Origin of the sequence: Burkholderia pyrrocinia, assembly GCF_003330765.1 — a bacterium.
Classification (GTDB): domain Bacteria; phylum Pseudomonadota; class Gammaproteobacteria; order Burkholderiales; family Burkholderiaceae; genus Burkholderia; species Burkholderia pyrrocinia_B.
On record NZ_CP024902.1, the window covers coordinates 998317 to 1010112 of the forward strand.

The following is an 11796-nucleotide window of genomic DNA, read 5'->3' on the forward strand; positions in this document are numbered from 1 at the left end:
ATCGTTCGTGACGAACGGGGTGGTGGGCAAGGCAGGACGCCGGCGCTGCGATTCAGGCGCCGGTCGCATCGTGCGCGGCCGCCATTGCTTGCCGCGCTGCCGCGTGTCACATGCCGATCGCGTGCACGCCGACGAGCAGCAGTGCGCCCACCGCGATCAGCAACAGCGCATGAACGCGCGTATACATCACGCACAGCGTCGACGCGACGGCAATCGCGCGCGCGGGCCAGCCGCCGTCCAGCACCTTCAGCAAGACCCACACCGACGCGAGGATCATGCCGGCCGCGACCGGGCGCAGGCCGGCCTCGAGCGCGACTTGCCAGCGCGTACCCTGGTGCCGCCGCCACAGGTGCGCGACGCCGTAGATCAGGAACGCGGTCGGGCCGAACAGCGCGAGCGTGGCGATCACCGCGCCCCAGAAGCCGGCTACCTGCCAGCCGATCAGCGTCGCCAGCAGCGAGCCGGGGCCCGGCGCCATCCGCGCGATCGCAAAGTCGTTCACGAATTGCGTGGCGGTCATCCAGTGATGCACGTCGACGACCTGCCGCTGGATGTCGGCGATGATCGCCTGTCCGCCGCCGATCGTCGCGATCGACAGCGGCGCGAACACGCCGAACAGCGCGGCGTAGCGTTGCGACGCGGTCATGGCGTGTCGCTCCCGCCCGAGGCCGCGGCCGCGCGGCGGTATTCGAGCGCGACGCTCAGCGCGCCGCCGATCAGTACGGTCCACACGAGCGGCCAGTGCAGCACGGCAACCGACACGAAGGTGAGTGCCATCACCGCGAACGGCAGCGCGCGGCGCGGCAGCCGGCGCACGGCGGTGATCGCCATCGAGATCGACAACCCGATCGCCGCGGCCGCCGCGCCGGCGAGCGCGACATGCGTGAGCGGAAAGCGCGTGAGGGTCGAGAACGCCACGCCGAACAGCACGATCAGCACGGCCGGCGGCGCGATGATGCCGGTGAAGCCGGCCACCGCGCCGCGCCATCCGGCGAGCCGGTAGCCGATCCAGATCGCGAGGTTCTTCACGTTGACGCCCGGCAGCGCCTGCGACAGCGCGAGGCCGTTGAGGAACGCTTCTTCGTCGAGCCAGCGCCGCTCGTATACGAAGTCGCGCATCATCCGCCCGCTCAGCCCGCCGCCGAAGCTGGTCAGGCCGATCTGCGCGAACACGACGAACAGCGCGAGGATGCCGGGCGGCGGCGCATCGCCGGCGGGTGGCGCCGATGGGGGCGTGGCGTAGGGCGAGGGCATCGGGCAGGCAGCGCGTGGCGATTGGGCGGGCGCCCATGTTAGCAAGAGGCGCCTGTCAGCACGCTGACATGGGTTCCGCACGGGTGTAATCAAAACCCGCAGCCGATTCGACGAGCACCATCCGGTGCGCCCCCGCGCGGTTGCGGACCGGCGCTGCTACGCGCGCACGACCGTCACGCCCGCCGCCTCGATCGGCTTCGTCAGCGCGGCGTCGGTTTCCTTCTCGACCACGACGGTCTGTGCCAGCGTGAGGTCGCCGATCACGAACTGCGACGCCGCGCGCAGTTTCGACTGCGACGCGAGCACGACCGTCTCGGCTGCGCGTTCGGCCAGCGCGCGCTTGATCGCGGCTTCCTCGAAATCGCCGGTGCTCAGCCCCGCGACCGGATGCACGCCCGTGACGCCCATGAAGTACAGGTCCGCATGGATGCGCGAAATACCTTCGATCGCCGCGGCGCCGACGGCGACGATCGAATGCTTGTAGAGCCGCCCGCCGATCAGGATCACGTCGATCGACGGATGCGCGGCCAGCGCGACCGCGACACTCGGGCTGTGCGTGACGATCGTCGCGCGCAGGTCGGCCGGCAACTGGCTGACGAGCAGCGCCGATGTCGTGCCGCCGTCGACGATCGCCACTTGCCCGGGCGCGATCATCTCCGCGGCCCGCCGCGCGATGCGGCGCTTTTCCGCCGTTTCGAGGGCCTCGCGCTGTGCGAACGGCGCGACGGCCGGCGACGCCGGCAGCGCGCCGCCATGTACGCGCTGCAGCAGGCCTTCGGCCGCGAGCTCGCGCAGGTCGCGGCGGACCGTGTCTTCGGACACGCCGAATTGCGCGCTCAGCTCGACCGCCAGCACCTGGCCGTCGCGCGCGAGTGCGTCGAGGATCGCTTTCTTGCGTTGCGTCGTCAGCATCGTGTTTGCACGAAAATTCTTGAAATTGCACGAATATGCACGTTACCATGGGCACCGTCTTTTGTCGAACGGGAGGCTGGGATGGCTGCAACGCGGGACCGAGTCCGCATCGTCGAGTCGACGGTGCTGTCCGATGACTGGTATGTGCTGAAGAAGGTGACGTTCGATTACCTGCGCCGTGACGGAACGTGGCAGCGCTTGAGCCGCGAGACTTACGATCGCGGCCATGGCGCGACCATCCTGCTGCGCAATGCTGACACGGGCGACGTGCTGCTGACGCGGCAGTTCCGGATGCCGGCGTTCGTCAGCGGGCACGACGGCATGCTGCTCGAGGCTGCTGCCGGCCTGCTCGACGACGCGACGCCCGAAGCCCGCATCCGCGCGGAGGCCGAGGAGGAGACCGGCTATCGCGTGCGCGGCGTGCGCAAGGTGTTCGAGGCGTTCATGAGCCCGGGCTCCGTGACGGAGAAGCTGCATTTCTTCATCGGCGAATACGATGCGTCGCTGCGCACCGGCGACGGCGGCGGTGTCGCGCAAGAGGGTGAGGATCTCGAGGTCGTCGAGATGCCGCTGCAGGCGGCGCTGGACGCGATCGAGCGCGGCGAGATCGTCGATGCGAAGACGATCATGCTGTTGCAGTACGTCGCGCTGCGGGAAACCGCGGGCGCGCGCGCGGCATGACGCCGCTGCTCGTGCTGGTCGCCGGCCCCTATCGCAGCAGCACGGACGGCGACCCCGCGCGCATCGCCGCGAACCTGCACCGGCTGGAAGCGGCGGCGCTCGCCGTGTATCGCCGCGGGCATGTGCCGATGATCGGCGAATGGGTGTCGCTGCCGCTCGCCGTCGCGGCCGGGTCGCGACAGGTCGGCGACGCAATCAGCGAGGCGTTCCTGTATCCGGCCGCGCACCGGCTTCTGCGATGCTGCGATGCGATATGGCGGATCGACGGCGCGTCGCGCGGGGCGGATGCGGACGTCAGCCTCGCGCGGCGCCTCGGCAAGCCGGTCTATTTCGCGGTCGACGAGATTCCGGTCGCGCAGGACGATTCGGATAGCTGAACGGGCGGGGAGGCGCCGGGCCGCGGCATCGCCGGCGGCTCCCCGCATCGGCCCAGCGCCTGCGTCGCCAGCGGCCGGACGAGTGCGGCGTCATGCCGTTGCATGGCACATGCGGCGCGGCGCCCGAACCGGCGTATGATCGCGACGCCGCCCGTGCACCGCTCGACGTTATCGCCGCCCCATCATGCCGTTCTCCGATTCCACCGACTCCACCGCCGCCGTCGCGCAACTTCCTGCCGATCTCGTCGCTTCCGCCGTTGATGCGCTCGCGCGCGCCGACGCATTGCTCGTGACGGCCGGCGCGGGCATCGGCGTCGATTCCGGACTACCCGATTTTCGCGGCACGGACGGCTTCTGGCGCGCGTATCCCGCGTTGCGCCACGAGCGTTTCGAATTCCACGAGATCGCATCGCCGCACGCGTTCCGTGCGCGCGCGCAGCTCGCGTGGGGGTTCTACGGGCACCGTCTCGCGCTTTACCGCGCGACGGTGCCGCATGCGGGCTTCGCGATCCTGCGCCGCTGGATCGATGCGATGCCGAACGGCGGCTTCGTGCTGACGAGCAACGTCGACGGCCAGTTCCAGAAAGCCGGCTTCGATCCGGCGCGGATTGTCGAGATCCACGGCTCGATTCATGCGATGCAGTGCCTGCGTCCCTGTTCGGACGACACGTGGGATGCGGCGCCGTTCGTGCCGGACGTCGACGCAGTCACGTGCCGCCTCGTCGGCGAAGCGCCGCACTGCCCGCGCTGCGGCGGCCTCGCGCGGCCGAACATCCTGATGTTTGGCGACACCGGCTGGCTCGGTGCGCGCTACGACGCACAGGAGCGCGCGCTGGAAGACTGGATCGCGCGGGTCGGGCGCGTCGCCGTGGTCGAGATCGGCGCGGGCACCGCGATTCCGACCGTGCGCGTGCTGAGCGAACGGCTCGGCGACGACGTGATTCGCATCAACGCGCGCGAAGCGCATGCGCGCCGTGCGGACGTGATCGGGCTGAAGGGCGGCGCGCTGGCGACGCTGGGCGTGCTCGACCGCGCGTGGCACGGCGGCTGAGTGCCGCGCCGCGGGCCGGCCGCCGGCATTGCCGGCGCGGCGCGATTCCGCATACAGTTCAGCCTAGGCCGCATCCGCCACGCGGCGTCGTCAGCGAGGAGTGCTCTTGTTCTATTCGATCGTCGCGATCTTCGTCGGCGCCGGGCTCGGCGCATTGCTGCGCTGGTTCCTGAGTCTCGCGCTCAACGAATTCTTTCCCGCGGTGCCGCTCGGCACGCTCGCCGCGAACCTGATCGGCGGCTACGTGATCGGCATTGCCGCCGTCGTGTTCACGACCCGCGTCGGGCTGCCGCCCGAGTGGCGGCTGTTCGTGATCACGGGTTTCCTCGGCGGCCTCACGACGTTCTCGACCTATTCGGTCGAAGTGATGACGCATGCGCTGCAGGGCGAATTCGGATGGGCGTTTGCGGTGGCTGCCCTACACTTGACTGGATCGTTCGCGCTGACGGCGTTCGGCATGTGGACCGCGCGTGCGTGGCTCGCGGTGGCCTGAGCGCGCCGGTATCGGAGGAAGCGATGGACAGGGTCTTCTTGCGCTTCTATGTGCACGAGCAGCACCGGCTGCACTGGAAGCCGCTGTGGGAGTGGCTGCTGGAGGAGGCGAACCGGATGGGCGTCGCGGGCGGTTCCGCGTTTCGCGCGATGGCCGGCTTCGGGCAGCATCGCGTGCTGCACGAGGATCGCTTCTTCGAACTGCAGGGTTCGCTCACGATCGAGGTCGAATTCATCGTCACCGAGAACGAAGCGCAGCGGCTGCTCGAGCGGCTGTCGCGCGAGAAGGTGCGCGTGTGCTATGCGATGATTCCGGCGCGCTTCGGCGTGATCGACACGCTCGGCGCGCCGCCGGCGCAGGGGCCGGCAGCATAGGGCCCGTTATTAGCGTGAACGGGCCCTAGGATACGGCGTCAGATACCGAACATCGTCATCGACACGGCGGCGCGCGTGACGATCATCAGCAGCACCTGCACGATCACGAACAGCAGGATCGGCGACAGGTCGATGCCGCCGAGGTTCGGGATGATGCGGCGCAGCGGGTTCAGGAACGGCGCGGTGAGCTGGAGGAGGATCGGCATCGCCGGCGAGCGCGGGTTGAGCCACGACAGCAGCGCCATCAGGATCGTCATCCAGATCACGAGGTTGAGCGCCCACTTCACGACGGTGAGCAGTGCGACCACGACGAGCGTCGCGATCACCGAGGCCGGATCGAAGCCGGCCATCACGACCATCAGCACGACGTAGACGAGCGCGGTGAGCAACGCGGCGACGATGCTGGCCCAGTCGATGCCGCGCACGCCCGCGATCACGCGGCGCAGCGGCAGCACGAGCCAGTTGGTCGCCTGCAGCACGGCCTGCGTGACGGGGTTGTACGGCGGCACGCGGACGGCCTGCATCCAGACGCGCAGGATCAGCGCGGCGCCGAACAGCGTGAAGAGGGTATTGAGCAGAAAACGGGCGATCTCGCCGAACATCGTTGGCATCCTTTTTATACAGTCGAGTAGCGTGCGGCCGCCAACGCCGGTTGGCGGCGCATCGGCCGACACATTATCACGCCTCGTCCCGCGACGGGGAGGGGTGGGCGGCCGCGCGCGCGAGCGACATTTCGACGGCTTCGGCGAGTGCCGGCAACGACGCCGGCGGCGCGGCACGCTTCGCCGCGAGCGCGACCGCGCGGCGCGTCATTAGCGCGTACAGCGTCGCGTGATCGCCGCCGCGCGCTTCGAGCAGCGCGAGCTGGCGTTCGACGATGCCCGTATCGCCGCGCGACACCGGGCCGGCGAGCGCGTTCGCGAGCCCCTTGTCGCGAGCGGTCTCGATCGTGCCGGCCAGCATCGGCAGCAGGGCGCGCAGCGCGGCTTCCTCGTCGAAACCGAGGCCGCGCCACAGCTCGACCGCTTCCGACAGCCCGCACAGCGCGAAGCTCGCCGCGTAGTGCGCGGCCGCGTGATAGAGCATCCGGCCGCCGGCCGGAATCGACAGCGGATGGCAGCCGAGTGCGGCAGCAAGTCGCATCAGCGTCGCATGCAAGGCGCCGTCGGCTTCGATCGTGACCGAGCAGCCGTCGATGCGGGCGAGGTCGGCGTCGGTGCCGCCGAACAGGTAGAGCGGATGGAAGCCGCCGGTGGCCGGGCCTTGCCGTTTCGCCGGATCGAGCAGCGCGACCGCCGACGCGCCGCTGCAGTGGACGACCGCCTGCCGTGCGGCGCGCGATGCGTCGAAGTGGAGTGCAGCGGCGGTCGACACAAGATGGTCGTCGGGCACCGTCAGGAAGATCAGGTCGGCGGCGTCGGCGACCTGCTGCGGCGCATCGACCGCCTGGCAACCGTCGATGCGCGCGGCGAGGGCCCTGGCCGATTCGGGCGTGCGGCTCGCGATCGCGACGACGGGAAAGCCGGCTTGCGCGAAGCGCTGCGCGACACAGCGCGCGAGGCGGCCGGCGCCGATGAAGCCGAGGCGGGGTGTATCGGGGAGGGACATGGCAACGGACGAAGCGAAAACGAAGCAGCCGCCAGTATCGCAGGAATGGCGGCGGGGTCGCGGCTGGTCGATTTCCGCGCAGACGCAGGTATGGCTTACCGGTAGGCGGTGCGATCCACGCGTGTAGTGGCGCCCGGCGTCACGGTCGAATCACGATCGTAGAATCCGACCCCGAAACGCGTCGCGCTTGAAATGTCGGTGTTTTGTCTCAAATTTGTAATCGTTCATTACGTCTGCGTGCGCGCTGCGCGAGCCGTATCCGGTAAGACTGACCGGCCATCGCGTTGCGACCCGACTCGTCGGACGGAATCACGCGACTCGCAAGGGGCGCCGCCGGCTCTGGAAGCCACGTCGCACGGCGGCTCCGGCCGCGTGCAATTGCAATTTGCAACAAATGCGCAATACACGTGGGGCGGGTTTTCGCTACATTGCTTCCATGCGACGTGCATGCCCGCCGTTGCCGACAGGAGCGCACAAAATACCGCTCCAGCAGGAGAATCGAAGTGAAAAAGCTCATTCCGTTCATCGCCGCCGCCGCGCTGGGCCTGGGTGCCGCGAGCGCCGCGCAGGCTCACGTGTCGATCGGGGTCGGCATCGGTATCCCGGTCGCACCCGCGTACCCCGTCTACGCACCGCCGCCGCCCGTGTACTACGCGCCGCCGCCTCCGCCCGTCTACTACGCACCGGCACCGGCCTACTATGCGCCGCCGCCCGCCGTGGTCGTCGGTGGCTACGGCGGCTACGGTGGCTACTACGGTCGTCCGTACTGGCGTCATGGTCACGGCGGCTGGGGCCATCACGGCTACTGGCGTCGCTGATTCGTCCCGCGCGGCCTGACCGCGCGTGGCAAAACGGCGCAACGTCCCGTCGAGGGGCGCTGCGCCGTTTTTTATTGGGGCCGCCGCTCCGCGCGCAGCCCGTCGTCCATGTCGGCTTCGATTACACCGCGTGCACGATCAGGTCGCGGTAGCCGCCGACGATCACGCTGTACGAGAAATACGCGAACAGCAGTGCCGACGCGATGTGGCACGTGCGCATCAGCCCGGCGCCCGCACGCTTGCGGCCCTGGCTTGCGAGCGTGCACATGAAGAGCGTCCACGCGAGGCCGCCGAGGAAAAAGCCCGACAGGAACACCGACGCCGTCGCCGGCGTGGTCGCGCCGGCTTTCGCGATCAGCGCGCCGCCGACCGCCGCGAACCACAGGATCGCGCTCGGCGACGACATCGCGAGCAGCATCCCGCGCAAGAAACTGCGCCGCGCGCTCGCGCGCGGCTGCGGTGTGTCGTCCGCGTCGTCGTCGCCCGCCCTGGCCGGCGCCAGCGCTTCGCGCGCCATCTTCCAGGTGAGGAACAGCAGCACGGCGCCGCCGCCGATCCAGACGATCCAGCGCACGGCTTCGAACTGCAACAGCACGGCCATCCCCGCGAGCGCGAGCGCCGCGTAGACGAGATCGCCGACGCACGAGCCGACGCCGAGCCAGAAGCCCGGCCGGAAGCCGTGCGATAGCGTCAGCGACAGCATCGCGACGTTCACGAGGCCGATGTCGAGACACAGCGACAGCGACAGAAAGAAACCGTCGGACAGCATGGAGGCGGGCGGAAAACTCATCGTCGTTGTTCTTGTGGCGATTGCGATGCACGGGCCGGCGGGCGCCGGCCGCATGGCTTCAGAGTCCGAGCTCCTGCCAGAGCCGATCGACACGCGCCTTCACGGCCGCATCCATCTCGATCGGGCGGCCCCATTCGCGGTTCGTCTCGCCGGGCCACTTGTTGGTCGCGTCGAGCCCCATCTTCGAGCCGAGGCCGGCGACCGGCGACGCGAAATCGAGATAGTCGATCGGCGTGCTGTCGACCATCACCGTGTCGCGCACGGGGTCGACGCGCGTCGTGATCGCCCAGATCACTTCCTTCCAGTCGCGGATATTCACGTCCTCGTCGACGACCACGATGAACTTCGTATACATGAACTGCCGCAGGAAGCTCCACACACCGAACATCACGCGTTTCGCGTGGCCCGCGTAGCTCTTCTTCATCTGGACGATGGCCATCCGGTAGCTGCAGCCTTCGGGCGGCAGGTAGAAGTCGGTGATCTCCGCGAACTGCTTCTGCAGCAGCGGCACGAACACTTCGTTGAGCGCGACGCCGAGCACCGCGGGCTCGTCGGGCGGCTTGCCCGTGTAGGTCGAGTGGTAGATCGCGTCGCGGCGCATCGTGATGCGCTCGACGGTGAACACCGGGAACCACTCCTGCTCGTTGTAATAGCCGGTGTGGTCGCCGTACGGGCCTTCGAGCGCGTGCTCGTACGCGGCGGACGCGCCGTTGGCCGGGCGCGGCGGTGCGCCGGCCGGAGCGGGCGCCGGTGCACCGTCCTGCGGATGGATGAAGCCTTCGAGCACGATCTCCGCGCGCGCGGGCACCTGCAGCGTGTCGACGCCGGGCGTCAGGCACTTCGCGAGTTCCGTGCGGCTGCCGCGCAGCAGGCCGGCGAACTGATACTCGGACAGCGAATCGGGCACGGGCGTCACCGCGCCGAGTGTCGTGGCCGGATCGGCGCCGAGCACGACCGCGACCGGATACGGCTTGCCGGGGTTCTGCAGCGCGAATTCGCGGAAGTCGAGCGCGCCGCCGCGATGCGCAAGCCAGCGCATGATCAGCTTGTTGCGGCCGATCAGCTGCTGGCGGTAGATGCCGAGGTTCTGGCGAGACTTGTTCGGCCCGCGCGTGACCGTCAGGCCCCACGTGACGAGCGGCCCGGCATCGCCCGGCCAGCAGGTCTGGATCGGCAGTTTGTGCAGGTCGACGTCGGCGCCTTCCCAGACGATCTCCTGGCACGGCGGCGACGACACCGACTTTGGCGCCATGTCCCACACGGCCTTCGCGAGCGACAGCAGCTTGCCGGCGTCCTTCAGGCTCTTCGGCGGGTCGGGCTCCTTCAGCGCGGACAGCAGGCGCCCGAGATCGCGCAGCGAATCGAGCGCGGCGTCGTCGCCCGCATCGACGCCCATTCCGAGCGCGACGCGGCGCGGCGTGCCGAACAGGTTGCCGAGCACGGGGAACGCATTGCCGGGTGGCGCGTTGAACAGCAGCGCAGGGCCGCCGGCGCGCAGCACGCGGTCGCACAGCTCGGTCATTTCGAGCACGGGCGACACGGGTTGCGTGACGCGCCGCAGTTCGCTGAGCGTCTCGAGGCGCTGGATGAAATCTCGTAAGTCTTTGTATTTCATGAAGAAGGTCCGGGCCACCCGCACGGCGGGCAGCGGTGGGCGGGCGCAGCGGCCGGCTGCGGCCCCGAATCGACCGACGATTTTACCCGGGCCGCCGCGCGCGCGCCGGCGGAGAAAAAAGTCGACCGCGCGCAAACCCCCTACGGCACGGGACTTGCGATCTGAAGAGCGGTTTCAAATTACTTTTTGTTATGATTTTGAGATTTTATAGTGTTGACGATCTATAAAACCCTGCTAGAATCCGCTCACATTGGCTGCAGGGTAAAAGGCTTCGAGCCGCCAATCACCGATCTTTGACGCAGCGCGTCACCGTCCGCCGAATCCTGCACGGCGTATTCGACGGCCTGAGTTGTAGTCTCAGCCAGCGCCACCAGACGCTGGTTTTTTGCGTGGGTGCCACCGCGTATGCCCGCCTCGCCCAATGTGCGAAGGTGCCGGCCCTCTTACACCGTGGCCTCGAACGGTACTTATACCGTTTCTCCGATGCTTGCACGTCCCAACCAAGGCGTGCGGCGTCGTGATTCCGCGGCGCGTATTCTGTCTCGCCATCGAGCTGAGCGAGCCGCACGAGTCATGTTCATGGGAGATGATCTGAATGAACGCTTGGTTATCGTGGCGTCCCACTGAGCAGCATGCGCAAATCGTGCGCAACATGCTGCGTCGCGGGACGCGTGTCAGTCACCATCTATTCAGCGTTGTCGGCTGTCTCGCTGTCGCAGTTGCGCTTGCACTGTGGCTGCTGCCAGCCGTACGCGGTACGCTCGCCGAGAAGCTGATGCCGGTCGTATCCGCGGCCGTGCAGGCCGGGCCGGCCCGTCTGCTGTCCGGCCATCCGCTGCCGAACTTCGCGCCTGCCGGCGTGCAGCCGCAGCAGGAAGACAGCCCCGAACCGGACGCGCTTGCGGTCGGCCTCGACGTCGCATCGGAAGCCGCTGCGCAGGGCGATGCGTCCGACCCGGCCCGCAACGGCCCGTCGCCCGTCGCACTGGCGAAACTGATCCCGACCCAGCGGGTGCCGGCCGATGCGCGCGACGATCGCGCGCTCGCGTCGAACCGCGAACAGGCGCTCGTCGCGACCTATCTGTCGCGCCGTTACCGCGTCGCTCAGGAGCCGCTTGGTCAGCTCGTCAAGGCCGCGTTCCAGACCGGCCGTGACGTCGGCCTCGATCCGCTGCTGCTGCTGTCCGTGATGGCGATCGAGTCGGGCTTCAACCCATACGCCGAAAGCGGCGTCGGCGCGAAGGGCCTGATGCAGGTCATGTCGAAGGTCCATTCCGACAAGTTCGAGTATTTCGGCGGCACCGATACCGCACTGCAGCCGATCGCGAATCTCCAGGTCGGTGCGCTCGTGCTGAAGGACTGCATCGCGCGCGGCGGCTCGCTTGCGAGCGGCCTGCGCATGTACAACGGCTCGACGAACCCCGACGACACCGCATACGGCGCGAAGGTGATGGCCGAGCGCGGCCGCCTGCGCGACGTGTCGCACGGCCGCAGCGTGCCGTTCAACGCGCCGCAGGCGCCGGCCCAGCCGGCGAAGCCGATCGTCACGGCTGCCGCCGCGACGGCAGGCGGCGCGAAGCGCGTGCACGCGACGCTCGACACCGCGACGTCGGCGAAGACGGCCGCGCCGAAGGAGGCATCGCCGCAGGACGACGCGAGCGTCGATACTGCGAAGCAGCCGCACGGCGATCATTCGGAGCTCGGCGCGTAACGTCACGCGTGTCACGCGTACCGGGCGGTTCCAGCCGGCAGGAAGTAAAAAAAGCACCCGATCGGGTGCTTTTTTTTGGGTGATGCGTGGAACGGCCGGTGTGCCGCCCGCG

14 protein-coding genes are annotated in these 11796 nt (G+C 68.7%); 7 read left to right on the forward strand and 7 right to left on the reverse strand.

Going from position 1 to position 11796, the window contains the following annotated elements; all coding sequences use genetic code 11:
- Positions 1-106: 106 nt before the first annotated feature.
- From CUJ89_RS04735 to CUJ89_RS04745, 3 genes are all read right to left on the reverse strand, one after another.
- Positions 107-646: a chromate transporter gene (locus CUJ89_RS04735; protein WP_114176342.1), complete on the reverse strand. Its 540-nt coding sequence runs from the start codon at positions 644-646 to the stop codon at positions 107-109.
- Complete coding sequence (locus CUJ89_RS04740) at positions 643-1254, reverse strand: chromate transporter (RefSeq protein WP_114176343.1); 612 nt, start codon at positions 1252-1254, stop codon at positions 643-645. Before CUJ89_RS04740 ends, CUJ89_RS04735 begins: the two co-directional genes overlap by 4 nt.
- 156 nt (positions 1255-1410) lie before the next feature.
- On the reverse strand, positions 1411-2166 hold the full coding sequence (locus CUJ89_RS04745) for a DeoR/GlpR family DNA-binding transcription regulator (RefSeq protein WP_114176344.1): 756 nt from the start codon (positions 2164-2166) through the stop codon (positions 1411-1413).
- 81 nt (positions 2167-2247) lie between these two features.
- Between CUJ89_RS04745 and CUJ89_RS04750 the strand changes: the two genes are divergently transcribed.
- From CUJ89_RS04750 to CUJ89_RS04775, 5 genes are all read left to right on the forward strand, one after another.
- Positions 2248-2847, forward strand: a complete 600-nt coding sequence (locus tag CUJ89_RS04750) for an NUDIX domain-containing protein (protein ID WP_114176345.1) — start codon at positions 2248-2250, stop codon at positions 2845-2847.
- Positions 2844-3224: a DUF4406 domain-containing protein gene (locus tag CUJ89_RS04755; RefSeq protein ID WP_114176346.1), complete on the forward strand. Its 381-nt coding sequence runs from the start codon at positions 2844-2846 to the stop codon at positions 3222-3224. Before CUJ89_RS04750 ends, CUJ89_RS04755 begins: the two co-directional genes overlap by 4 nt.
- A 184-nt stretch (positions 3225-3408) precedes the next feature.
- Positions 3409-4275: an SIR2 family NAD-dependent protein deacylase gene (locus CUJ89_RS04760; RefSeq protein WP_114176347.1), complete on the forward strand. Its 867-nt coding sequence runs from the start codon at positions 3409-3411 to the stop codon at positions 4273-4275.
- A 106-nt stretch (positions 4276-4381) separates the two neighbouring features.
- Complete coding sequence (gene crcB / locus CUJ89_RS04770) at positions 4382-4768, forward strand: fluoride efflux transporter CrcB (protein ID WP_114176349.1); 387 nt, start codon at positions 4382-4384, stop codon at positions 4766-4768.
- A gap of 23 nt (positions 4769-4791) precedes the next feature.
- Positions 4792-5142, forward strand: coding sequence for a DUF190 domain-containing protein (locus CUJ89_RS04775; RefSeq protein ID WP_114176350.1), 351 nt, complete (start codon positions 4792-4794; stop codon positions 5140-5142).
- Between the two features lie 38 nt (positions 5143-5180).
- Here CUJ89_RS04775 and CUJ89_RS04780 read toward each other — a convergent pair whose 3' ends face one another.
- Together CUJ89_RS04780 and CUJ89_RS04785 are read right to left on the reverse strand one after the other, a co-directional pair.
- Positions 5181-5744, reverse strand: coding sequence for a YggT family protein (locus CUJ89_RS04780; RefSeq protein WP_114176351.1), 564 nt, complete (start codon positions 5742-5744; stop codon positions 5181-5183).
- Positions 5745-5820: 76 nt separating this feature from the next.
- Positions 5821-6750 (reverse strand): Rossmann-like and DUF2520 domain-containing protein, encoded by a 930-nt coding sequence (locus tag CUJ89_RS04785; RefSeq protein ID WP_114176352.1) that lies wholly within the window; start codon positions 6748-6750, stop codon positions 5821-5823.
- A gap of 503 nt (positions 6751-7253) precedes the next feature.
- Between CUJ89_RS04785 and CUJ89_RS04795 the strand changes: the two genes are divergently transcribed.
- Positions 7254-7568, forward strand: coding sequence for a hypothetical protein (locus tag CUJ89_RS04795; RefSeq protein WP_114176354.1), 315 nt, complete (start codon positions 7254-7256; stop codon positions 7566-7568).
- A 121-nt stretch (positions 7569-7689) separates the two neighbouring features.
- Here CUJ89_RS04795 and CUJ89_RS04800 read toward each other — a convergent pair whose 3' ends face one another.
- Together CUJ89_RS04800 and CUJ89_RS04805 are read right to left on the reverse strand one after the other, a co-directional pair.
- Positions 7690-8358: a LysE family translocator gene (locus CUJ89_RS04800; RefSeq protein WP_114176355.1), complete on the reverse strand. Its 669-nt coding sequence runs from the start codon at positions 8356-8358 to the stop codon at positions 7690-7692.
- A gap of 58 nt (positions 8359-8416) precedes the next feature.
- The gene (locus tag CUJ89_RS04805) at positions 8417-9973 is read right to left on the reverse strand and encodes a UbiD family decarboxylase (RefSeq protein WP_114176356.1); all 1557 of its coding nucleotides are present in this window, start codon (positions 9971-9973) and stop codon (positions 8417-8419) included.
- A 595-nt stretch (positions 9974-10568) separates the two neighbouring features.
- Between CUJ89_RS04805 and CUJ89_RS04810 the strand changes: the two genes are divergently transcribed.
- Positions 10569-11684, forward strand: a complete 1116-nt coding sequence (locus tag CUJ89_RS04810; RefSeq protein ID WP_114176357.1) for a transglycosylase SLT domain-containing protein — start codon at positions 10569-10571, stop codon at positions 11682-11684.
- Positions 11685-11796 lie beyond the last annotated feature (112 nt).

Bases quoted from the DNA above. Each gene is read 5' to 3' on its own strand.
- CUJ89_RS04735 (WP_114176342.1), bottom strand. From the start codon at position 646: ATGACCGCGTCGCAACGCTACGCCGCGCTGTTCGGCGTGTTCGCGCCG.
- CUJ89_RS04740 (WP_114176343.1), bottom strand. From the start codon at position 1,254: ATGCCCTCGCCCTACGCCACGCCCCCATCGGCGCCACCCGCCGGCGAT.
- CUJ89_RS04745 (WP_114176344.1), bottom strand. From the start codon at position 2,166: ATGCTGACGACGCAACGCAAGAAAGCGATCCTCGACGCACTCGCGCGC.
- CUJ89_RS04750 (WP_114176345.1), top strand. From the start codon at position 2,248: ATGGCTGCAACGCGGGACCGAGTCCGCATCGTCGAGTCGACGGTGCTG.
- CUJ89_RS04755 (WP_114176346.1), top strand. From the start codon at position 2,844: ATGACGCCGCTGCTCGTGCTGGTCGCCGGCCCCTATCGCAGCAGCACG.
- CUJ89_RS04760 (WP_114176347.1), top strand. From the start codon at position 3,409: ATGCCGTTCTCCGATTCCACCGACTCCACCGCCGCCGTCGCGCAACTT.
- CUJ89_RS04775 (WP_114176350.1), top strand. From the start codon at position 4,792: ATGGACAGGGTCTTCTTGCGCTTCTATGTGCACGAGCAGCACCGGCTG.
- CUJ89_RS04780 (WP_114176351.1), bottom strand. From the start codon at position 5,744: ATGTTCGGCGAGATCGCCCGTTTTCTGCTCAATACCCTCTTCACGCTG.
- CUJ89_RS04785 (WP_114176352.1), bottom strand. From the start codon at position 6,750: ATGTCCCTCCCCGATACACCCCGCCTCGGCTTCATCGGCGCCGGCCGC.
- CUJ89_RS04800 (WP_114176355.1), bottom strand. From the start codon at position 8,358: ATGAGTTTTCCGCCCGCCTCCATGCTGTCCGACGGTTTCTTTCTGTCG.
- CUJ89_RS04805 (WP_114176356.1), bottom strand. From the start codon at position 9,973: ATGAAATACAAAGACTTACGAGATTTCATCCAGCGCCTCGAGACGCTC.
- CUJ89_RS04810 (WP_114176357.1), top strand. From the start codon at position 10,569: ATGAACGCTTGGTTATCGTGGCGTCCCACTGAGCAGCATGCGCAAATC.